Here is a 20,803-nt window from a genome sequence, read left to right as displayed (position 1 = left end):
CTGCAAGTTCCGCACCGCGCGCATTTCAATGCCGATCCGGCTTCTTGCCCTTCGGCTTGCGGGCGTCGCCGGGCTTGGCGAACGTCTCGTCGCGCTTGCCCTTGAAGGGCTTTGCGCCGGCAAAGGGCTTGGCAGGCTTCTTGCCGCCGTCCTCGCGATCCTTCCAGTGCGGCTTGGCGCTTGCGCCCTCCGGCTTGTCGAAGTCGCGCTTCTTCTCGAAGCGGGGCTTCTTGTCGACATCGCCCTTGTTGAAGTCGGGCTTGTCGCCGCGGTCCTTCCAATGCGGCTTGGCGCTCGCGCCTTCCGGCTTGTCGAAATCGCGTTTCTTGTCGAAGCGCGGCTTCTTGTCGTAGCCGCCCTTCTTCTCGAATTCGCCCTTCGGCTTCCAGTCGGCGCGGCGCTCCGGGCGGTCGTAGCGCTGGGTCTTCTCGCCGGGCGTGCGCTCATAGAACTGCGGCGTCAGGTCGGGCATGCCGTCCAGCACCTTCACGCTGATGCCGCGCTCCAGCATGCTGTTCGGGCCGAGTGCGCCGAGGAAGCCGTCGGAGGCGTCGGCGGAGAGCTCTACATAGGTCTCCTCCGGCTGCATCTTGATCGCGCCGATCTCGTTCTTGGTGATGTTGCCGTTGCGGCAGAGCATGGGGATCAGCCAGCGCGGTTCGGCCCGCTGCTTGCGGCCGACCGAAATGGAGATCCAGACGCTGGCGGCAAAGCTGTCGCGGGGGCGCTTGGTCTCGGCCGGGATGGCATCGTTGCTGCGCTCGCGCGGCTTGCGCTGCTCGAGCGAGACCTCGATCAGGTCTTCCGGCGCGGAGCGACCGGCCTTGAAGAAGCGCGTGACGGCGGCGGCAAGCTGGCGGGAGTCGAATTTCTCGACCAGCGCCGCGACCGTTGCTTCTTCGTCTTCGGTGACCTTGTCGGAAAGCAGCGGATCGGCGAGCAGGCGCTCGTCGTCGCGGCGCAGGATCTCCTCGGCCGAGGGCGGGGTCGCCCAGTTGGCCTTGAGGTTCGCCATCTGAAGCAGGCGCTCGGCCTTGCGGCGGGCGTTGAGCGGCACGATCAGGGCGCTCACCCCTTTTCGACCGGCGCGGCCGGTGCGGCCGGAACGGTGCAGCAGGGTATCGGGATTGGTCGGCAGGTCGGCATGGACGACCAGTTCGAGGTTCGGCAGGTCGATGCCGCGGGCGGCGACGTCGGTGGCGATGCAGACGCGGGCGCGGCCGTCGCGCATGGCCTGAAGGGCGTGGGTGCGCTCGTTCTGGCTGAGTTCGCCGGAAAGGGCGACGACCGAGAAGCCGCGATTGTTGAAGCGGGCCGTCAGGTGGTTCACCGCCGCGCGCGTCGAGCAGAAGACGATGGCGTTCTGCGCATCGTAGAAGCGCAGCGTGTTGATGATGGCGTTCTCGCGGTCGGCAGGCGCGGTCAGCAGGGCGCGATAGTCGATATCGACATGCTGCTCCTTCTCGGCGGCCGTCGAGATACGCATCGCATTGCGCTGGTAGTTTTTCGCGAGCGCGGCGATCTCCTTCGGCACGGTGGCCGAGAACATCAGCGTGCGGCGGTCTTCCGGCGCGGCTTCCAGGATGAATTCGAGGTCTTCGCGGAAGCCGAGGTCGAGCATCTCGTCGGCCTCGTCGAGCACGACGGCGCGGATGTCGGAAAGGTCGAGATTGCCCCGGGTGATGTGGTCGCGCAGGCGTCCCGGCGTGCCGACGATGATATGCGCGCCGCGCTCCAGCGCGCGCCGTTCCGTGCGCACGTCCATGCCGCCGACGCAGGAGGCGATGACGGCGCCGGTCATCTCGTAGAGCCATTCCAGCTCGCGCTTGACCTGCATGGCAAGTTCGCGCGTCGGGGCAATGACGAGGGCGAGCGGGCTTGCGGCGCGGCCGAAGCGCTCTTCGCCGTCAAGCAGCGTCGGGGCAAGGGCGAGACCGAAGGCGACGGTCTTGCCGGAGCCGGTCTGCGCGGAGACCAGCGCGTCGGCATCGCCGATCTTCGGGTTGGAGACGGCGATCTGCACCGGCGTCAATGTGGTATAGCCGCGTTTTTCCAACGCCTTTGCCATCGCCGGAGCGAGGCCTTCGAAACTCGTCATAGGGGGTCTTTCGGAATTCGGGTTCAGCGGCGATCTTGCACCGCACTCTCAAGCCCGCGCGTAACGGGCGTGTGTGGGCGCTCTCTACTGTTCCTTGCCGCAAATGTACAGTGCGCAAAACGCAAAGCTGCCCAGCGGGTTAAGCGATGGCGGGCAAAAGTCTTTCCCGATTGTCTTTTTGCGCTGCACAAGATAGAAAACGGCGCTCCCCGAAATGCTCCCGAGAAGGCATGCGGAAGGGGCCGCCCGCGGGAGAGGGCGAGAGCAAGGAGGAACCGGCGATGCAGACCTTCACCACCATCGCGGACCTGCGCGCGGCGCTGGCGCCGCACCGCCTGGACGGCCGGACGATCGGTCTCGTTCCCACCATGGGCTATCTTCATGTCGGCCATATGGAGCTTGCCCGCCGGGCGCTCGCCGACAACGACATCGTCGTCGCCACCATTTTCGTCAATCCGCTGCAGTTCGGCGCGAACGAGGACCTTGCGCGCTATCCGCGCGACCTTGCCCGCGACCAGGCGATGCTGGAGGCGGCGGGCGTCCACTATCTCTTCGCCCCCGGCGTCGCCGACATGTATCCGCGGCCGATGGAAACCGTGGTCGACGTGCCGACGCTCGGCGCGGAGCTGGAAGGCTCCGTCCGTCCCGGCCATTTCGCCGGCGTCGCGACGGTCGTGACCAAGCTCTTCAACATCGCCGGTCCCGACCGCGCCTATTTCGGCGAGAAGGACTACCAGCAGCTCGCCATCATCCGCCGCATGGTCGCCGATCTCGCGCAGCCCCTCGAGGTGGTCGGCGTGCCGACGGTGCGCGAGGCGGACGGGCTCGCCTGCTCCTCGCGCAATGTCTATCTGTCCGCGGAAGAGCGTGCCGCCGCCGCCATCGTGCCGCGCGCGCTGGAAGAGGCCGAGCGGTTGGTCGCGGCGGGCGAGACGGATGCGAAGCGGCTGGAAGCGGCGGTTACGGCCTTCATCGCCGCGGAGCCGCTGGCAAGGCCCGAAGTGGTCGCCATCCGCGATCCCGACACGCTGGCCGAGATCGGCAGCGTCGGCGACAGGCCGGTTCTTTTGTTGCTTTTCGTGCGCTTTGGGGGCACGAAACTCCTCGATAACCGGGTCATCGGCCCGAAAAACGCGAAAAGGTAGCGTGATATGAGCGTACACACCGCCAAACGCCGTCTGGCTCCCGCCGACATCAAGGCTTTGAAGGGCCAGCGCCCGATCGTCAGTCTCACCGCCTATACGACGCCGGTTGCCAAGCTGATGGATCCGCATGTCGATTTCATGCTGGTCGGCGACAGCCTCGGCATGGTGCTCTACGGCCTCGATTCGACCGTCGGCGTAACCATCGAGATGATGATCGCCCATGGCCAGGCCGTCATGCGCGGCTCGTCCAATGCCTGCGTCGTTGTCGACCTGCCGTTCGGCTCCTACCAGCAGTCCAAGGAACAGGCCTTCGCAACCGCCGCCCGCGTGCTCAAGGAAACCGGCTGTTCGGCCATCAAGCTCGAGGGCGGCGCGGAAATGGCCGAGACGGTGCATTTCCTAACGCAGCGCGGCATTCCGGTGCTCGGCCATGTCGGGCTGATGCCGCAGCTCATCAACACGACCGGCGGCTACCGCACGCTTGGCCGCAACGACAAGGAAGTCGACAAGATCCGCAAGGACGCCGCGGCCATCGACGATGCCGGCGCCTTCGCTATCGTGGTGGAGGGCACGGTCGAGCCGGTGGCGCGCGAGGTGACCGCCGAGATCAAGGCGCCGACCATCGGCATCGGCGCATCGCCGGCCTGCGACGGCCAGGTTCTCGTCGTCGACGACGTGCTCGGCATCTTCACCGACTTCAAGCCGCGCTTCGTCAAGCATTTCGCCAATCTCGCGCCGGTGATGAGCGAAGCCTTCGCCACCTATGCCGAGGAGGTGAAGGCCCGCAGCTTCCCGGGACCGGAGCATACGTTCCAGCTCAAGAAGAGCTGAGCCTGAAGATCAGGAGGCCCGCCTCCTGATCTTCATCCATCAGCGCCGGTCGTCACAGGGCGCCGATCGATCAATCCTGCTGAACGGTCCATCAGCCATATTGGTTTGCCGGTGGACCGTGCCTGCTCTATGGCTTCAGCCAACGCAAGAGAGCAGAACCCATGACACCCGCCACGAAAGAAGAAATCCGCGACGCCGCCCGGCGCGGGCTGGCCATCGCGCTCGCCGCCGCACCGTTCGGCGTTCTGTTCGGCGCCGTCGCCGTCGATAACGGCCTCAGCATAGCCGAAGCCGCACTGATGAGCGCCACCCTCTATGCCGGCGCGAGCCAGCTCGTCGGCGTCGAGCTGTTCAACCACCATGTCGCGCCGTGGCTGGTGGTGCTGTCGATTTTCGCGGTAAATTTCCGCCACGTGCTCTATTCGGCGGCGATTGCCGCGCATATCCGGCATTTCACCTTCTGGCAGAAGGCGACCGGGCTCTTCCTGCTGGTCGATCCGCAATTCGCCGAGACGGAGCGGCGGGCCGATGCCGGCATTCGCGTCGGCTATGTCTGGTTCCTTGTACTCGGCCTCAGCGTCTATATTCCCTGGTTTTTCCTGACGCTGCTCGGCGGCTTCCTCGGCAACCTCATCGGCGATCCCAAGGCCATCGGTATCGACGTGCTGCTGCCGATCTACTTCATGGGGCTGGTGCTCGGCTTCCGCAGCCGGGCGAACTGGCTGCCGGTGGTGCTCGCCTCGTCCGTCGGCTCGATCCTGGCGCTGCATTTCGTCGGCTCGCCCTGGCATGTCAGCCTCGGCGCCCTGGCCGGCATCGCGGTGGCCGCCGTCATGCCCATCGACGGGGAAGAGAGCGCGGCACCCATCGGCGATGCCATCGAAGGGGAGGCATGAGCATGGACACGATGTTCCACACCCAGACGCTGCTGATCATCGCGGCCGGCGCGATCGCCACCTATCTCACGCGCATCGGCGGCTATGTCTTCATCACGCGCATGAAGCGCATTCCGCCGCGGGCCGAAGCGGCGCTGAATGCCGTTCCGGCCGCGGTCCTGACGACGCTGGTGGCGCCGGCCGCCGTGACCGGCGGCCTCGACGTCACCCTCACCATGGCGGTCGCCTTCCTCGTCGGCCTGCGCATCTCTCTGCTGCCGATGCTGGGCGTGGGCTGGATCGTCGTGATGATCCTGCGCCACGTCATCGGCTGATCGGAGCCGTCGCCTTTTCCAGCCATGCCTTCGTCGCGTCGTCCGAAAGGAGCGGCGCGATCTTTTCGCGCGTTTCGGCGTGATAGGCATTAAGCCAGGCGAACTCCTCCTCCGTCATCAGCGCCGGCACGACGAGGCGGCGGTCGATGGGGCAGAAGGTCAGCGTCCCGAAGCCGAGCATGTCGATATCGCCGCCCTCGACGGGCGCGGCCGGCAGGGTGTGGACGAGGTTCTCGATGCGGATGCCGAAGCTGCCGGGGCGATAGTAGCCCGGTTCGTTCGAGAGGATCATGCCGGGCAGCAACTCCTGCGTCGAAAGCCGCGAAATGCGCTGCGGGCCTTCATGCACCGAGAGATACGAGCCGACGCCGTGGCCGGTGCCGTGCGCGAAGTCGGCGCCGGCCTTCCACAGGGCGATGCGGGCGAGGGGATCGAGGTCGCAGCCGCGCGTGCCCTTGGGGAAGCGGGCGGTGCTGATGGCGATCATGCCCTTGAGGACCAGCGTGAAGAAGCGCTTCTGCTCCTCCGGCACCGCGCCGATGGCGACCGTGCGGGTGATGTCCGTCGTGCCGTTGATATATTGCGCGCCGGAATCGATGAGGAAGAGCGTGCCCGGTTCGAGCGTCGCATCGCTCGCCGTCGTCACGCGGTAATGCATGATGGCGGCATGGGCGCCGGCGCCGGAGATGGTGTCGAAGGAAATGTCCTTCAGCGGGTTCTGCTGGCGCTCGCCGACACGGCGGCGCACCTCTTCCAGCTTCTTCGTGACGGCGATCTCGGTCTCGGTTCCCGGGGGCGTGCCGTCCAGCCAGGCGAGGAATTCCACCATGGCCGCGCCGTCCTGGAGATGGGCGCGGGCGGAGCCCTGAAGCTCGACGTCGTTCTTGCAGGCGCGGGGCAGGCGGGCCGGGTCGGCGGCCTCGACGAGCGTGCCGCCCTTGCTGCGGACGATCTCCGCCAGCGCGAAGGGTGCGTGGTCCGGGTCGACGAGGATGCGCTTGCCTTCGGCCGCCAGCGCCGCGATCCGTTCGTCGAACTGTGAGGGGGGCACGAGGTCGGCGAGCTGCGTGAGATAGGCTTCCTGCTCGATGCCGGTCTTGCGCTTGTCGAGGAAGAGTTGCGGGCGGCCGTTCGCCGGGATGATGGCACGGGCGAGCGGGTGGGGCGTGTGCGGCACGTCGCTGCCGCGGATGTTGAAGATCCACGCGATGGAGGAGGGATCGGTGACGGCGAGGGCATCGGCGCCGGCTTTCGCCGTCGCCTCGGCCATCTTCACGAGCTTGTCCCTGGCGAGCTCCCCGGCATGGTCGATGGTCTGGATGGCGACGCGGCCGAGCGGTTCGCTCGGGCGACCGGTCCAGATGCGATCGAGCGGGTTGTGCGGCAGGAGGACGAGCGCGCCGCCGAGGCCGGCAAGCGCCTTTTCCAGCCGGCGCACTTCCGCGCCGGTGTGCAGCCAGGGATCGATACCGAGGCGGAAGCCCTTCGGCGCATGATTTTGCAGCCAGAGATGCGGCGGTTCGCCGACGAGGTCGCCGCCGGTGAAGACCGCGCCATCCACCTGCTCGGCGAACTGCGTGACATAGCGCCCGTCGACGAAGACCACGGCCTCGCCGCGCATGACGAGCGCGACGCCCGCCGAGCCGGTAAAGCCCGTCAGCCAGGACAGGCGCTCGGCGGAGGCCGGCACATATTCGCCCTGATATTCATCGGCGCGCGGCACGAGGAAGCCGTCGATGCCGAGCGTGTTGAAGGAGGCGCGCAGCGCATCCGCGCGCTCGCGGCCGAACTGGGGCGTGGAGGTGACGTCGAAACTCTGGAACATGGGTGGCTTCCGGTGAGGCGATGAATCGTCCCGGCAATCTAACCGATCCCGGCAGGGAGGGAAACGCGGGTGGGGCATACGGACGGATCGAGAGGTCTCAGATTGGACTTATGCGCTCCGCGCATGGCACCCATGACGCAAAAGGGACTATCTCTATTTTTTCTATCGATTATAAGCGGCGTCAACGAAGCGAACTTAAACGCGCTTCAAGCGAAACGAAGTGAAAGTTCCTCCAGTCCTTCGTGTCGCACATAGCTAGGTGTTCCGATCAGGCGTCTTGCCGGTCACTCCTCCTCCCTCCTCCGGGAAGGCGCTCGGAACACATAGGTCCGCTCGAGCACTCCTCCTCCTCAAGCTCGCGGGCAGGCCGGTTCGCCGGTCCATAGGCGGTGCCTCTGGCACCGCCTTTTATTTTGCCCGGATTTCCAGTCGACATCGCGCCATGGCCTCGGGGCGAGCCCGAGGGCGATGGAGATGGGGAGAGAGAAGCCTAGCGGCGATTGTCGAGGTGGATCGTCACCCAGCCTTCGCGCCAGATGGTCTTCACATGGCGCAGGCCCGCGCCGTTATAGGCGGCGAGCACCTTCCAGCGTTGCGAGGCGAGGATACCCGACAGGATGACGTCGCCGTTCGGGGCGAGCTGCGCCGCCAGTTGCGGGGCCATGCGCATCAGCGGGCGGGCGAGGATATTAGCGATGATCAGATCGAACGGACCGTGGCGGCCGAAGGCGGTGGAGTGGAAGCCTGGCGCGGTTTCCAGCGCGATGCCCGAGGCTATGCCGTTGAGGCGCACGTTCTCGCGCGCGACGCGGGTGGCGATGGGGTCGATGTCGGTCGCCAGCACCCGGATGGGGGCGAGCTTGCGCGCGGCGATCGCCAGCACGCCGCTGCCCGTTCCAAGGTCGAGCGCGCGCTTTACCCTGCGCTTGCGCATCACGTCGAAGATGACTTCCAGGCAGCCCGCCGTCGTGCCGTGATGGCCGGTGCCGAAGGCCTGCCCGGCATCGATCTCGATGGATATCTCGCCGGCGCGTGCCGTGCCGCGGTCATGCGAGCCGTGCACGACGAAGCGCCCGGCGCGCACGGGCTTCAGGCCCTCGAGCGACTTGGCGATCCAGTCGATATCGGGAAGAACCTCGCGCTGGATCTCGACGCCCGGGAAATCGGCGGCGAGCAGGGCGGCGAAGCGTTCGTGGATCTCCGCCTCTTCCGGCCGGAACATGTAGACGGAGGCTTCCCAGACGTCGTTCTTCTCGTCGATCTCCATCGTGGCGATGGCGTAGCCCTCTTCCTCGAAGGCGTCGCTCATCAGCGAAAGCGCCGCTTCCGCCTTTTGCTCGGTGGTGCTGATGTAGAGGCGGATTTCGCTCACGGGCCGGGTTCCTGTTGTTTCAGGTCCGCCTAGCATGTCCGAAAGCCGAGGGCAAAGGTGGATCGCCGGTAAGCGCGCTTATCCCTTGATCAGGTTGGCGAGCTTCTTTTCGGCGACGTCCGGGTTTTCGCCATAGGAGATCGTGCCGGTGAAGCGGCCGGTCGCGTCGAGCAGGAATACGGAGGCCGTGTGGTCCATCGTGTAGTCGCCGTCCGGCTTCTCCTCGTCGAGCGGCACCTTGCGGTAATAGACGCGGAAGCCCTTGACCATGTCCAGCACCTTGGCCGGCGGGCCGGAAATGCCGGTGATGCGCTTGGAGACGTTGCCGACATACTGGCCCATCAGCTCGGGCGTATCGCGCTCCGGGTCGACGGTGACGAAATAGGCCTGCAGCTTGCTGCCGTCCGGGTCGACCTTGTCGAGCCAGCCGTTGAGCTCGAAGAGCGTCGTCGGGCAGACTTCCGGGCAATGGGTGAAGCCGAAGAAGAGGGCCGTCGGCTTGCCGGTGAAGGCCTTCTCTGTGATCGGCTTGCCGTCCTGGGCGACGAGTTCGAAGGGCACGCCGAAGGGGCCGCTCGCCACCTGGTCCTTGGAGCGGGTCATTTCCAGCGTGAACCAGCCGAGCAGGCCGGCGACGAGCGCGACGGCGATCCAGAGTACGAGGCGCAGGGTCTTCATGGCAGTCCTTCGGTGGGCTCCGGAGCATTTCCGCTTTTCTTCGAATCGCGAAAGCGCCCCAACTCTTTGTTTCGCCGCATTGTCCGGCGCCGAAGCGATCCCGCTTCGGCTGGAAATGCTCATGTCGGCAACGCCGCTCGCCCGGTGTCATAGTCCTTCGGCGCAGGGCGCGCAAACGCGCCAATTGCCGCAATGCCGGCAAAGCGGAAGGGCTCGCGCGATTGTGATCAGAAGCACCAAGACATGCCGGATTCGGCAAGGCTGAGGAAGATCGCCGTGCCGTGCTCCAGCCAGCCGGCAAAGGCCGCCGTCGCGACCATGACGGCGAGCCCGAGCGCGACCAGCGCGGCGGGAACGACGGTATATCGGCGGGCTGTCTTGTCCATGGCCGGACCATAGCACGGAACGGCCATGTTCGAAACCGCCCCGGCCTGCCGCTACGTCAGGCGTTTCGATGTGCCGAAACCGGCCGGAATACCTCATTCTGCAAGGTTTCCTTAGGCATTGTTTAATCTCTCTTTGTCACCTTGCCATGACGCGCATCAGGCCCTCGGGCTCCGGGACATGACGTCCGCCGCACGCCGAACGGCGCGCCGCGCATCTCTCACAGTTCGCTCCCTCGTCGGGAAGAGGTCTTGTCCATGTCCAACGCCATCAAGCAGTCCGGCGCCTATCTCGAAATCGTTTCCTTCCATCTCGGCGAGCAGGAATTCTGCATCGACATCATGGCCATCCGCGAAATCCGCGGCTGGGCGCCGGTGACGCCGATGCCGCACACGCCGCCCTATGTGCTCGGCCTCATCAACCTGCGCGGCGCGGTGATCCCGGTCATCGACATGGCCTGCCGTCTCGGCATGAAGATGACCGAGCCGTCCGAGCGCTCTGCGATCATCGTCACGGATATCGCCGGCAAGCTGGTCGGCCTCCTCGTCGAGCAGGTCTCCGACATGATGACCATCAAGAGCGAGGCCCTGCAGCCGGCGCCGGAGATCATCCCGGAAGCCCAGCGCGCCTTCTGCCGCGGCATCGTGGCGCTGGAAAAGTCGATGGTCTGCTTCCTCAACCTCGACACCGTCATCGCCGACGAACTCGCCCAGGCCGCCTGAGGCCGAAGGCACCGGAATTTCAGCGAAAGCGCCCGTCGTCTCCGCCGGGCGCTTTCGGCTGCGCACGTTCTCGTGAAAATCCATGAGGAACCAAACGAGACTCCTCCCGTTTTCTCCATGCTTCCGCAAATGAAAACAGTGGAGAATGACAATGAACAGGACAGTTACGATCGCCCTTGCCTCGCTTCTCGCCGTGTCGCCCGTTGCAGGCGTCGCCTATGCCCAGCAGGGCATGGATGCGGACAGGATGACCACCGGCTCGATCGGCACCGACAACGTGAGTGTCGTGCAGATGTCGACGCTGGAAATGGACCAGAGCCAGCGCGGCGAATTCGACCGCCTCTCTCACCGGATGAACGATCCGGCCTCGGTCGAGCGGGTGCAGGCTGAACTCCAGTCCAACCCGGACCTGACGGCGCTTCTTGCTTCCAAGAACGTCCAGCTCAACAATGTCGTCGAAATCAAAACGGCGGCCGACGGCAGCAAGATCGTCTATGTGAGGTAGATGCCTTGCCGTTCCGCGAACCGCGCCCCGAGCCAATGACGGCCGGGGCGTTTTTCATGGTTTGCCCCTGGTCCAGGTCACGGTCTCGCCATAGAGCGGGACGGTCGAGATCGACATCTTCGCCGAGCCGTTCACCACCTCGCGCGAATGGGCGAGATAGATCAGCGTGTCGTTCTTTCTGTCGTAGACGCGCGTGACGATCAGCGATTTCCAGATCAGCGACAGGCCGGCCTTGAAGACCTCCTCGCCGCCGCGGGAAAGATCGATATCGTCGATGGTGATCGGGCCTGTCTGCTGGCAGGAGATGGCATTATTCGACGGGTCCTCGAACCAGTTGCCCTTCTGCAGGCGGTCGATGACCGAGCGGTCGAAATAGGTGACATGGCACGTCACGCCGGAGACCTTGGGATCGCTCACCGCATCGACATAGATATCGTTGCCGATCCAGTCGACGCCGACCTTGCCCACCGTATCGGCGGCGGCAGGAAGAGCGGCGACGGCCAGCAGGCCGGCGGCAAGCGCGGTGCGCAGGCAGGCAGGGGCAGAAGGCATGTACATGGCAGGTCTCCTTGTTCCCGTGAAAGGTAGGGATAACCGACCGCTGCCCGCAAGATGGCACGTCAGGATTTTGCGGCGGCGATGGTCGCCCGGACGGCGTCCTTGTCCGTCAATGTCAGTTCGTATTCGCGGTCCTTCTCGGTGCCGCCCATGCCGACATGCGGATTGCGGAAGACCATGCCGCTCGGTACGGTCGTCAGCGCCGCGAAATGCATCTCGGCAAGGCCGGCCTCGTCGCGGACCTTGCGGATGTTGCCGGCGTCGAGCGCGCCGCAGCCCATGATGACGATGCGGCCGGCGGCCTGCTCGACCGCGCTTCTCAGGATGGCAATGCCTTCGACGGCGGTGTCGCGCTGGCCGGAGGTCAGCACGCGGTCGATGCCGCAGCGGATCAGGGCCTCCAGCGCCTCGCCGGCATCCGCCGTCATGTCGAAGGCGCGGTGGCAGGTGACCGACATGGGCCGTGCCGCCTCGACCAGCGCGCGGGTGCGTTCCTCATCGATCCGGCCGTCCGGCGTGAGGCAGCCGATCACGACGCCGGAGACGCCCTCGCTTTTCAGCGCCCTGATGTCCTCGACCATGGTCTCGAATTCGGTATCCGAATAGAGGAAGTCGCCGCCGCGCGGGCGGATGATGACGTGGACGGGAATGCGCGCGGCCTTCACGGCGGCGCGGATCGTCGCGAGGCTCGGCGTCAGGCCGCCCTCCATCAGGCTCGCGCAGAGCTCCACCCGGTCGGCGCCGGCCTCCTGGGCCGCGAGGAAACCGTCGATGCCTTCGACGCAGAGTTCGATGAGGGGCTTGGTCATGTAATCTGTCCGTATTGTTCGTCAGGCTTCGCGCCAGACGGTTTTCAAAAGCCGCAGCCAGTTCTCGCGGCAGAGTTTCGCAAGGTCGTCCTCGCCGTAGCCGGCGGCGCGCAGCGCCTCGACCAGCGCCTGGTTGCCGGCCGCATCGCCGATGGCGGCGGGGATCGTCGCGCCGTCGAAGTCCGAGCCGATCGCCACGCAGTCGATGCCCATGCGCTCCACCATATGGTCGATATGGCGAACCATGTCGGAGAGCGGCGTGTCGGCATTCTCCATGCCGTCGGCGCGCAGCATCGTGGTCGCGTAGTTGAGGCCGGCAATGCCCTTGCGCTCGCGGATCGCATCGAGCTGGCGGTCGGTGAGGTTGCGCGAGATCGGCGTCAGCGCATGGGCGTTGGAATGGGTGGCGACGAGCGGCTGGCTGCTTTCGCGCGCCACGTCCCAGAAGCCCTTTTCGGTGATGTGGGCAAGGTCGATCATGATGCCGAGCCGGTCGCATTCCTTCACCAGCGCGACGCCGGCCGGGGTGAGGCCGGGGCCGGTATCGGGCGAGGAGGGGAAGGCGAAGGGCACGCCGTGGCCGAAGCGGTTGTGCCGGCTCCAGACCGGGCCGAGCGAGCGCAGGCCCGCGGCGTAGAGCGTCTCCAGCGTCGAGAGGTCCTCTGCGATCGGCTCGCAGCCCTCGATATGCAGCACGGCGGCGAAGCGGCGGGCCTCCATGGCGGCGCGGATATCGGCGGTGGAGCGGCAGATCGAAAGCGCGCCGGCGCGTTCCAGCCGGAAGGCGATGGCGGCCATTTCGAGCGCGGTGGCGAGCGCGGCGGGCTGCTCCAGCGGACCAACCATCGGAATGCTGTAATGGCCGTTCGCATCGACTTTACGCGCCGGATAGTCCTCGTTCGGCGGGATGAACATGGCGCAGAAGCCGCCGGCAAGGCCGCCCTTCAGGGCGCGCGGGGCGTCGATATGGCCCTTGTCGGTTCCGTGGGCGAATTCGGCGACGGGATCGATCCCCTCCCGCGCATGCTCCCAGAGCCGAAGGAGAACATCGTTGTGGCCGTCGAAGATCAATTGCATGTACCGCTCCCGGACAAATTCTATCCTGCTGGGCTCGGGTAGAGCCGATTCCGCCGCTGTCCGCAAGGAGAGCGGCGGGGCCGTCACGCATCAGGCATTGAAGACCGGAGTGCCGCCGATCCAGGTCGACAGGACATTCACGCCGTCGTCGATGACCGCGAAATCGGCGTCGTGGCCATGGGTGAGGCGGCCCTTGCGGCCGGTCATGCCGATGGCCTCGGCGGGATAGAGCGAGGCCATGCGCAGGGCCTCTTCCATATCGATGCCCACGGCGTCGCGCATGTAGCGCACGCAGGAGGCCATATCGATGTCCGCGCCGGCGAGCGTGCCGTCGGCCAGCGTCAGGCGCCCGCCCTCGCGGAAGATCTCGCGGCCATTGAGGAAGAAGCTCGTCATGTCCGTGCCGATGGGCGACATGGCGTCGGTGACGAGGAAGATGCGGCCGGGGCCGCGCTTTGCCCGGAGCGCCGCGCGGATGGCGACGGGGTGGACATGGTAGCCGTCGGCGATCAGGCCGGCATTGACATGGCCAAGATCGAGCGCCGCGCCGACCATGCCGGGCTCGCGGTTGCCGAGCTGGCTCATGGCGTTGAAGAGATGCGTCATCATGTGCGCGCCCGCCTCGACGGCCGCCGCCGCCGTGGCATAGCTGCTGTCGGAATGGCCGAGGCTGACGGTGACGCCGGCCGCATGGAGCGCGGCGATCTGCTCGTTGGTCGCGTTTTCCGGCGCGAGCGTCATCAGCAGGGTATCGAGGCCCTTGCGGGCGGCGATGGTGCGCTCGAGGTCTGCCTGTTCCATCGGCCGGATGAGGGCCGGGTCGTGTGCGCCCTTGCGGGCGATGGAAAGATGCGGGCCTTCGAGATGCAGGCCGAGGAAGCCGGGCACGCCCGCTTCGTGCGCCGCAAGGCCGGCCGCGATGGTCTTCGCGGTCACCTCGCGGTTGTCGGTGATCAGCGTCGGCAGAAGGCCGGTGGTGCCGAACCGGGCATGGGCGGCGCACATGGTGCGGATGCCCTCGACATTGTGCTGCTCGTTGAGCAGCACGCCGCCGCCGCCATTGACCTGGAGATCGATGAAGCCGGGAACGAGCGAAAGCCCGTCCATCGGCACGATCCGGGCGTCGGCCGGCACGTCGCGCAGCGCGGCGATGGCGGCGACCTTGCCGCCCTCGACGATAAGCGCGCTGTCGTCATGCCACAGATTGCCGTCGAAGATCCGGGCTCCGGTAATGGCGGTGAGGGCTGTCATCGGGTTTCCGTCACTTTCTTGAGGTTGACCGGCTTGTCGGGATCGAGGCCGCGCCCGCGCGACCAGGCTTCGACGAAGCCGTAGAAGGGAACGATCAGCGCCAGCGCGTCGGTGATCGGATGTCCCGTGGCGACGAAGGGCAGTTTTCGCGCGCTTTTGGCGCCGGCCGCGGTGATGCCGACATAGGCGCCGCGCTCGGCGAGGCTGTCGGCCATGCCGGTGACGGAGGCTTCGGCCGCATCGCGGGCGGCAAGGGCGATCACCGGGAAGGAGGGGCCGACGAGGGCAACGGGGCCGTGCAGCACTTCCGCCGAGGAATAGGCCTCGGCATGCATGCCCGAGGTTTCCTTGAACTTCAGCGCGGCCTCGCTCGCGATGGCAAGGCCCGGGCCGCGGCCGAGGACATAGAGCGACTGCGCGTCCTTGAGGTCGCCGGCAAGCTCGGACCAGTCGAGCGCGACGGCCTTGGCGAACTGTTCCGGCAGGTTCTTCACGGCGCGGTCGAGATCGGCGTCGCCCGTCCATTCGGCGAGCACGGCAAGGCCGGCGACGATGGAATTCACATAGGACTTCGTCGCCGCGACGCTGATTTCCGGGCCGGCCGAAAGATCGAGCGAATGGGTGCAGGCATCGGCGAGCGGCGAGGGCAGCGTGTTGGTGAGCGCGATGGAGATCGCGCCGCCCTTCGTGGCGCCATCGGCCATGGCGACGATGTCCGGGCTCTTGCCCGACTGGGAGATGGCAATGGCGGCGCCGCCGCCGAGCTTCAGCTTCGCGCCGTAGATCGAGGCGAGCGATGGGCCGAGGGAAGCGACCGGCCGGCCGGCGGTGAGTTCGATCGCATATTTCAGGAAGAGGGCCGCATGGTCGGAAGAGCCGCGGGCGACCGTGACGAAGAACTGCGGGTCGCGCTCGCGCAGCGCCTTGCCGGCAGCGGCGATGGCGTCGGCGGAGCCGGCAAGCAGGCGGGCCGCCGCTTCGGGGATTTCATTGATCTCTTTTCGCATGTTGGTCTGCATGGAATTCCCTTTGCGATTGGACGCTCACGTGTCGGACAGCGTCAGTTCGGCGACGAAGTCGTAGGCGTCGCCGCGGTAGATGGAGCGGGTGAACTCGACGACCCGGCCGGTGCGCAGATAGGAGATGCGCTCGATGGAAAGGCCTGCCGCACCCGGCGGCACGCCGAGCATCGAGGCGTCCGGGTCCTTCATGTTGTAGGCGGAGATGCGCTGCACGGCGCGTACCGGGCGGCAGCCGCGCTTTTCCAGCGCGGCATAGAGCGAGCCCTGCACCTGCATGGGATCGGGCAGGAACTCGGCGGAGATGCAGGCGCGCTCGATGGCGAGCGGCATGTCGTCGGCAACGCGCAGGCGCCCGAGGCGGGCGACGAGCGCGTCGGCGGGCAGGCCGAGCATCATCATCTCGTCGGGCGAGGGATGGAAGAGGCCGCGGTCGATCCACTCGGCGCGCGTCGTCAGGCCGCGCCGTGCCATGTCCTCGGTGAAGGAGGTGAGGCGCGAGAGCGACTGCTGCACCTTGGAGACCGGCTTTGCGACGAAGGTGCCGGAGCCGTGGCGGCGGACCAGAAGGCCGTCCTTGACAAGATCGTCGACGGCCTTGCGCACGGTGACGCGGCTGACATTGGCATGGTCGGCAAGGTCGCGTTCCGCCGGCAGGGCGTCGCCGTAATTCAGCTTGCCGGAGGTGATGGCGTCCTCCAGCGTCTGGCGGAGCTTCAGGTAGAGCGGACCGGGCACGCCCGATTGCAGGCTTTCCGGCGTCAGGATGGCGGAAAGGGGCGTGCTCATGCGGCCGCTCCCGCTCTTTGCCGGTAGCCCTTGGCGGCGAGCGCCACGGCGCCGGTCAGCGCATCGGCCTCGGCCTCGACGAGGATCGAGCGGTGCCGTTCGCACAGCCATTCCGGATAGATCGGCGCAAGGCCGCCGAGCAGGCAGAGGCGCTGTTCGCCGGCAAGCGCCATGATGGCGTCGAGGGATTCGTTCACCGTCGCCGCGCCCGCCTTGACGATGGCGATCGCCTGGGCGTCGCCCCGGCGGGCATGATCGAAGAGGACGGGGGCGAAGCGGCCGAAGTCGCCGGGCTTGGAAAGGCGCGCGAATTCGACGATGCCGCGCGGATCGCCCCTGAATTCCTCCAGGATGGCGTCGGTAACGCCCGAGCGCGGATGCACGCCGTCATGGGCGAGCAGCGCCTCCTGGAGAAGCGCATGGCCGAGCCGCGCGCCGCCGCCGAGATCGCCGACGGTGAAGCCCCAGCCGCCGATATAGCGGACGGTGTTGTTCCGGCGCGCCATATAGATGGAACCGGTGCCGAGGATCGCCACCGCGCCGTCGCCGTCGCCGATCGCGCCCTGAAGGGCGATCAGGCCGTCGCTGTCGATGTCGGTGTGGCGGAAGGGCAGGCGGTCGTGCACGTAGCGGGTAAGGTCGCCGACATTGGTGCCGGCAAGGCCGAGAAAGGCCGAGGCGCCGTTGACGCCGGCTTCGTCGAGCCCGGCGTCGCGATAGGCGGCTTTCGCCGCTTCCGTGATAGAGATGATCGCGTTGTTGGGATCGGTCAGGATATTGGCCGCGCCGCTCTTGCCGCGACCGAGGATGATGCCGTCCGGCCGCGCCACCGCCGCGCGGCAGCTCGTTCCCCCACCGTCGATACCGAGAATATAGTCAGTCATGGGCACCTCCGAGCACAACGATACCAAAAAAATACCATTAACCAAGGGGTATGGTGGTATCGAAAATCAGCTTTTACGTAACTAACTGATTTTTATCGATTAAAATATTTGAGGCCAAAAAAGTGGTCTCATAAATTAATTTCCTATGGACAATTGGTATTTTTTTGGCATTAATTTCGGCCAGAGGAGAAACGACATGGCCGCAGGCAGGACCGAGGGCAGGCATGATCAGGCGAACGGGCTGGACGAACGTCAGCCCGTGGACGCGCTGAAAGTGCTTGCGGATGGGCAGAAGGCCGCGGCCGCCGTGGTCGATGCCGCGCTTGCCGATATCGCCGCCGCCGCCCGCCTTGCCGCCGATGCGCTTCTTTCCGGCGGCCGCCTCGTCTATGCCGGCGCCGGCAGTTCCGGCCTCATGGCCATGGCGGATGCGCTCGAGCTTCCCGGCACCTACGGCATCGCGCATGACCGCATCGTCATCCTGCTCGCCGGCGGTGCCGCGAGCCTCGTCGACCTTGCCGGCGGCTATGAAGACGACCGCGACCTTGCCGTGAACGATGCCGTTTCCGCCGGCGTCGATGCGAAGGACTGCGTGATCTGCGTTTCCGCGAGCGGCAGCACGCCCTATGCGCTGGCGATGGCCGCCCATGCGAGGGAGCAGGGCGCCCGCGTCGTCGCGATGGCCAACAATCCGGGCGCGCCGCTCTTTAAGGGCGCCGATGTCTCCATTCTTCTGCAGACGCCGCCGGAGGTGATTTCCGGCTCGACGCGCATGGGCGCCGGCACGGCGCAGAAGATCGCCTTCAACCTATTCTCGACGCTCGTCGGCATCCATCTCGGCCATGTCCATGACGGGCACATGGTCAATCTCAAGGCCGACAACATCAAATTGAAAGGGCGCGCCTGCCGCATCGTTTCCGACATTTCGGGTGTCGGGCTCGACGAGGCGGAGCGCCTTCTTGCGCGCTCCGGGGGCTCGGTCAAGGCGGCCGTGCTTCTGGCCGCGGGGGCGGAGGATCCCGGCGCCGCACAGGCAGCGCTGGAGCGTTCGGGGCAGAGCCTTCGCCGCGCCCTCAATTCCATCGGATAAACTGGTCTCAAAACGCGCTACGGCGCATAAAAGGGGAGAATGCAATGACACGCAACGCTATCAAAGGTCTGCTTCTTGCCACGAGCATCCTCGGCACGGCCGGGATCGCTCAGGCGGCGGACGTCACGCTGACGGTCGAAAGCTGGCGCAACGACGACCTCGCCATCTGGCAGGAAAAGATCATCCCGGCCTTCGAAGCGAAGAACCCGGGCATCAAGGTCGTCTTCGCGCCGACCGCGCCGACCGAGTACAATGCCGCGCTCAACGCCAAGCTGGACGCCGGCTCGGCGGGCGACCTCATCACCTGCCGTCCGTTCGACGCCTCGCTCGAACTCTTCAACAAGGGTCATCTGACCGCCCTCAACGACCTGCCGGGCATGGAGAACTTCTCCGACGTCGCCAAGTCGGCCTGGACGACGGACGACGGCTCCAAGACCTTCTGCGTGCCGATGGCCTCGGTCATCCACGGCTTCATCTACAACAAGGACGCCTTCGAGCAGCTCGGTATCACGCCGCCGGCCACGGAAGCCGAATTCTTCGCCATGCTCGACAAGATCAAGGCGGACGGCAACTACATCCCGATGGCCATGGGCACGAAGGACCTCTGGGAAGCTGCCACCATGGGCTACCAGAACATCGGCCCGACCTACTGGAAGGGTGAAGAAGGCCGCAAGGCGCTGATCAAGGGCGAGCAGAAGCTGACCGACGAAGGCTGGGTCGAGCCCTATCGCGTCCTCGCCAAGTGGAAGGACTATCTCGGCGACGGCTTCGAGGCGCAGACCTATCCGGACAGCCAGAACCTCTTCACGCTCGGCCGCGCCGCCATCTATCCGGCCGGCTCCTGGGAAATCGGCCTGTTCAACACGCAGGCGCAGTTCAAGATGGGCGCCTTCCCGCCGCCGGTGAAGAATGCCGGCGACACCTGCTACATCTCGGACCACAACGACATCGGCATCGGCCTCAATGCCAAGAGCCCGAATGCGGACGCCGCCAAGAAGTTCCTGACCTTCGTCTCCTCGCCGGAATTCGCCGACATCTACGCCAACTCGCTGCCGGGCTTCTTCAGCCTGAACTCGACGGCCGTGAAGATGGCCGACCCGCTGGCGCAGGAATTCGTCTCCTGGCGCGAAAAGTGCAAGCCGACGATCCGTTCGACCTACCAGATCCTGTCGCGCGGCACGCCGAACCTCGAAAACGAGACCTGGACGGAATCGGCCAACGTCATCAACGGCACCGACACGCCGGAAGTGGCCGCCGAAAAGCTCCAGAAGGGCCTCGACAGCTGGTACAAGCCGGCGAAGTAAGCCTCGCGCTTCGGCTGCCGGACTTTGCTTGAGGAGCGGGCTTTCCCGCTCCGGTCCTCTCCCCGCTCATGCGCGGGGGGAGGGACCCGGGCGGCGCGGCTGACTATTGCAGACGCGCCTGCCGCATCGCCTCTTCGTCCCGGTGGACAGAGGCCGCCGAAGGGCAGATTGGGGCAGCGACCCCGTCACTATCGTGTATGCTGAACTTGTCATGTGCGGCCGGGCTGCCGCGCACGGCGTTCGCGCATGCAAAAACCGAACGAACAACAACCGGAGGGGCAAGCTGGGCCATGAGCGACATACCTTCTTCCCGTGATGCAGCAGAGCCGATCAAGCGTCCCATGCGCTGGCATATCGGCGTTTTCCTGCTGCCTGCCTTCATCGTCTATTCGGCGGTCATGATCCTGCCGCTGATCGAGACGCTGCGCCTGTCCCTGTTCAACGTCGTGGACGGTCAATCGACCTTCGTCGGCCTTGGCAACTTCAAGGTCCTGTTCGGCGACGAGCGCTGGGCGGCGGACTTCTGGAACGCGCTCAGGAACAACTTCGTCTTCTTCGTCATCCACATGCTGGTGCAGAATCCGATCGGCGTGGCGCTCGCGGCCATGCTGTCGCTGCCCAAGCTGCGCTTCGCCGCCTTCTACCGCACGGCGATCTTCCTGCCGACGCTGCTCTCCTTCGTGATCGTCGGCTTCATCTGGAAGCTGATCCTTTCGCCGATCTGGGGCGTTTCGCCCTATCTCATGGATCTCGTCGGCCTGAAGTCGCTGTTCTCGCCCTGGCTCGGCAAGCCCGGCTCGGCGCTGATCGCCGTGTCGCTGATCTCCGTCTGGCAATATGTCGGCATTCCGATGATGCTGATCTATGCGGCGCTGCTGAACATCCCGGAAGAAGTGGTCGAAGCGGCCGAATGCGACGGCGTGACGGGCTGGAGCCAGTTCTGGAAGATCAAGCTGCCGCTGATCATGCCGGCCATCGGCATCATCTCGATCCTCACCTTCGTCGGCAACTTCAATGCCTTCGACCTCGTCTACACCGTGCAGGGCGCGCTGGCCGGGCCGGACAAGTCCACCGACATCCTCGGCACGCTGCTCTACCGCACCTTCTTCGGTTTCCAGCTCCAACTCGGCGACCGTTCGATGGGCGCGACGATCGCGACGGTCATGTTCCTCATCATCCTCGCCGGTGTCTCGCTGTATCTCTTCGTGATCCAGCGGCGCATGCGTCGCTACCAGTTCTGACCGGAGGGCCC

General features: G+C 65.9%; 21 protein-coding genes. 9 read left to right on the top strand and 12 right to left on the bottom strand.

The annotated features are described in order from the left end of the window. Positions 1 to 25 precede the first annotated feature (25 nt). Positions 26 to 2,098, bottom strand: a complete 2,073-nt coding sequence (locus tag ShzoTeo12_RS09270; RefSeq protein ID WP_318909351.1) for a DEAD/DEAH box helicase — start codon at positions 2,096 to 2,098, stop codon at positions 26 to 28. A 281-nt stretch (positions 2,099 to 2,379) separates the two neighbouring features. Here ShzoTeo12_RS09270 and panC point away from each other — a divergent pair, with 281 nt between their 5' ends. From panC to ShzoTeo12_RS09250, 4 genes are all read left to right on the top strand, one after another. After that, positions 2,380 to 3,243 carry a pantoate--beta-alanine ligase gene (gene panC / locus ShzoTeo12_RS09265; protein WP_318909349.1) on the top strand — a complete coding sequence of 288 codons (864 nt, stop codon included), beginning with the start codon at positions 2,380 to 2,382 and terminating at the stop codon, positions 3,241 to 3,243. Positions 3,244 to 3,249: 6 nt separating this feature from the next. Further along, positions 3,250 to 4,074, top strand: a complete 825-nt coding sequence (gene panB / locus ShzoTeo12_RS09260) for a 3-methyl-2-oxobutanoate hydroxymethyltransferase (protein WP_119256006.1) — start codon at positions 3,250 to 3,252, stop codon at positions 4,072 to 4,074. 161 nt (positions 4,075 to 4,235) lie between these two features. After that, positions 4,236 to 4,970, top strand: a complete 735-nt coding sequence (locus tag ShzoTeo12_RS09255) for an AzlC family ABC transporter permease (protein ID WP_318909347.1) — start codon at positions 4,236 to 4,238, stop codon at positions 4,968 to 4,970. Between the two features lie 2 nt (positions 4,971 to 4,972). Continuing rightward, on the top strand, positions 4,973 to 5,284 hold the full coding sequence (locus tag ShzoTeo12_RS09250) for an AzlD family protein (protein ID WP_162911347.1): 312 nt from the start codon (positions 4,973 to 4,975) through the stop codon (positions 5,282 to 5,284). Here ShzoTeo12_RS09250 and ShzoTeo12_RS09245 read toward each other — a convergent pair. From ShzoTeo12_RS09245 to ShzoTeo12_RS09230, 4 genes are all read right to left on the bottom strand, one after another. Further along, positions 5,274 to 7,109, bottom strand: coding sequence for an aminopeptidase P family protein (locus ShzoTeo12_RS09245; protein WP_318909346.1), 1,836 nt, complete (start codon positions 7,107 to 7,109; stop codon positions 5,274 to 5,276). The two genes, ShzoTeo12_RS09250 and ShzoTeo12_RS09245, sit on opposite strands and share 11 nt — an antisense overlap. A 490-nt stretch (positions 7,110 to 7,599) precedes the next feature. Next, positions 7,600 to 8,481, bottom strand: coding sequence for a 50S ribosomal protein L11 methyltransferase (locus tag ShzoTeo12_RS09240; protein WP_318909345.1), 882 nt, complete (start codon positions 8,479 to 8,481; stop codon positions 7,600 to 7,602). Between the two features lie 78 nt (positions 8,482 to 8,559). Continuing rightward, the gene (locus tag ShzoTeo12_RS09235) at positions 8,560 to 9,159 is read right to left on the bottom strand and encodes an SCO family protein (protein WP_119256010.1); all 600 of its coding nucleotides are present in this window, start codon (positions 9,157 to 9,159) and stop codon (positions 8,560 to 8,562) included. A gap of 227 nt (positions 9,160 to 9,386) precedes the next feature. Then, positions 9,387 to 9,545, bottom strand: a complete 159-nt coding sequence (locus ShzoTeo12_RS09230) for a hypothetical protein (RefSeq protein WP_162911309.1) — start codon at positions 9,543 to 9,545, stop codon at positions 9,387 to 9,389. Positions 9,546 to 9,800: 255 nt separating this feature from the next. Here ShzoTeo12_RS09230 and ShzoTeo12_RS09225 point away from each other — a divergent pair, with 255 nt between their 5' ends. Together ShzoTeo12_RS09225 and ShzoTeo12_RS09220 are read left to right on the top strand one after the other, a co-directional pair. Next, positions 9,801 to 10,265, top strand: a complete 465-nt coding sequence (locus ShzoTeo12_RS09225; RefSeq protein WP_117366518.1) for a chemotaxis protein CheW — start codon at positions 9,801 to 9,803, stop codon at positions 10,263 to 10,265. 151 nt (positions 10,266 to 10,416) lie between these two features. Beyond that, positions 10,417 to 10,770, top strand: coding sequence for a hypothetical protein (locus tag ShzoTeo12_RS09220; RefSeq protein ID WP_119256011.1), 354 nt, complete (start codon positions 10,417 to 10,419; stop codon positions 10,768 to 10,770). 54 nt (positions 10,771 to 10,824) lie between these two features. On the opposite strand, the gene ShzoTeo12_RS09215 is transcribed toward ShzoTeo12_RS09220, so the two are convergent. The 7 genes from ShzoTeo12_RS09215 to ShzoTeo12_RS09185 all read right to left on the bottom strand — a co-directional run bounded on the left by ShzoTeo12_RS09215 (position 10,825) and on the right by ShzoTeo12_RS09185 (position 17,157). Next, entirely contained in the window at positions 10,825 to 11,322 is a 498-nt protein-coding gene (locus tag ShzoTeo12_RS09215; protein WP_318912427.1) for a CreA family protein, read from the bottom strand. Positions 11,323 to 11,390: 68 nt separating this feature from the next. Then, positions 11,391 to 12,137, bottom strand: coding sequence for a copper homeostasis protein CutC (locus ShzoTeo12_RS09210; protein ID WP_318909338.1), 747 nt, complete (start codon positions 12,135 to 12,137; stop codon positions 11,391 to 11,393). 21 nt (positions 12,138 to 12,158) lie between these two features. Next, complete coding sequence (locus ShzoTeo12_RS09205; RefSeq protein ID WP_318909337.1) at positions 12,159 to 13,214, bottom strand: dipeptidase; 1,056 nt, start codon at positions 13,212 to 13,214, stop codon at positions 12,159 to 12,161. A 90-nt stretch (positions 13,215 to 13,304) separates the two neighbouring features. Beyond that, positions 13,305 to 14,465, bottom strand: coding sequence for an N-acetylglucosamine-6-phosphate deacetylase (nagA, locus tag ShzoTeo12_RS09200; protein WP_318909336.1), 1,161 nt, complete (start codon positions 14,463 to 14,465; stop codon positions 13,305 to 13,307). Then, on the bottom strand, positions 14,462 to 15,484 hold the full coding sequence (locus ShzoTeo12_RS09195) for an SIS domain-containing protein (protein ID WP_119256015.1): 1,023 nt from the start codon (positions 15,482 to 15,484) through the stop codon (positions 14,462 to 14,464). The genes nagA and ShzoTeo12_RS09195 overlap by 4 nt, the downstream gene beginning before the upstream one ends. 24 nt (positions 15,485 to 15,508) lie before the next feature. Then, positions 15,509 to 16,273, bottom strand: coding sequence for a GntR family transcriptional regulator (locus ShzoTeo12_RS09190; RefSeq protein ID WP_119256016.1), 765 nt, complete (start codon positions 16,271 to 16,273; stop codon positions 15,509 to 15,511). After that, a complete protein-coding gene (locus tag ShzoTeo12_RS09185; protein WP_318909333.1) occupies positions 16,270 to 17,157 on the bottom strand; it encodes an N-acetylglucosamine kinase in 888 nt (295 codons plus the stop codon). Before ShzoTeo12_RS09185 ends, ShzoTeo12_RS09190 begins: the two co-directional genes overlap by 4 nt. Before the next feature lie 196 nt (positions 17,158 to 17,353). On the opposite strand from ShzoTeo12_RS09185, the gene ShzoTeo12_RS09180 reads away from it, so the two are divergent. The 3 genes from ShzoTeo12_RS09180 to ShzoTeo12_RS09170 all read left to right on the top strand — a co-directional run bounded on the left by ShzoTeo12_RS09180 (position 17,354) and on the right by ShzoTeo12_RS09170 (position 20,792). Continuing rightward, positions 17,354 to 18,247, top strand: coding sequence for an N-acetylmuramic acid 6-phosphate etherase (locus ShzoTeo12_RS09180; RefSeq protein WP_318909331.1), 894 nt, complete (start codon positions 17,354 to 17,356; stop codon positions 18,245 to 18,247). Positions 18,248 to 18,291: 44 nt separating this feature from the next. Next, positions 18,292 to 19,551 carry an ABC transporter substrate-binding protein gene (locus tag ShzoTeo12_RS09175; protein WP_119256019.1) on the top strand — a complete coding sequence of 420 codons (1,260 nt, stop codon included), beginning with the start codon at positions 18,292 to 18,294 and terminating at the stop codon, positions 19,549 to 19,551. A gap of 290 nt (positions 19,552 to 19,841) precedes the next feature. Further along, entirely contained in the window at positions 19,842 to 20,792 is a 951-nt protein-coding gene (locus ShzoTeo12_RS09170) for a carbohydrate ABC transporter permease (RefSeq protein WP_119256020.1), read from the top strand. The last annotated feature ends 11 nt before the right edge of the window (positions 20,793 to 20,803 follow it).

The sequence above is a fragment of the Shinella zoogloeoides genome (assembly GCF_033705735.1).
In the GTDB taxonomy this organism is placed as follows: domain Bacteria; phylum Pseudomonadota; class Alphaproteobacteria; order Rhizobiales; family Rhizobiaceae; genus Shinella; species Shinella zoogloeoides_A.
This window is presented reverse-complemented; position numbering and strand designations above follow the sequence as displayed.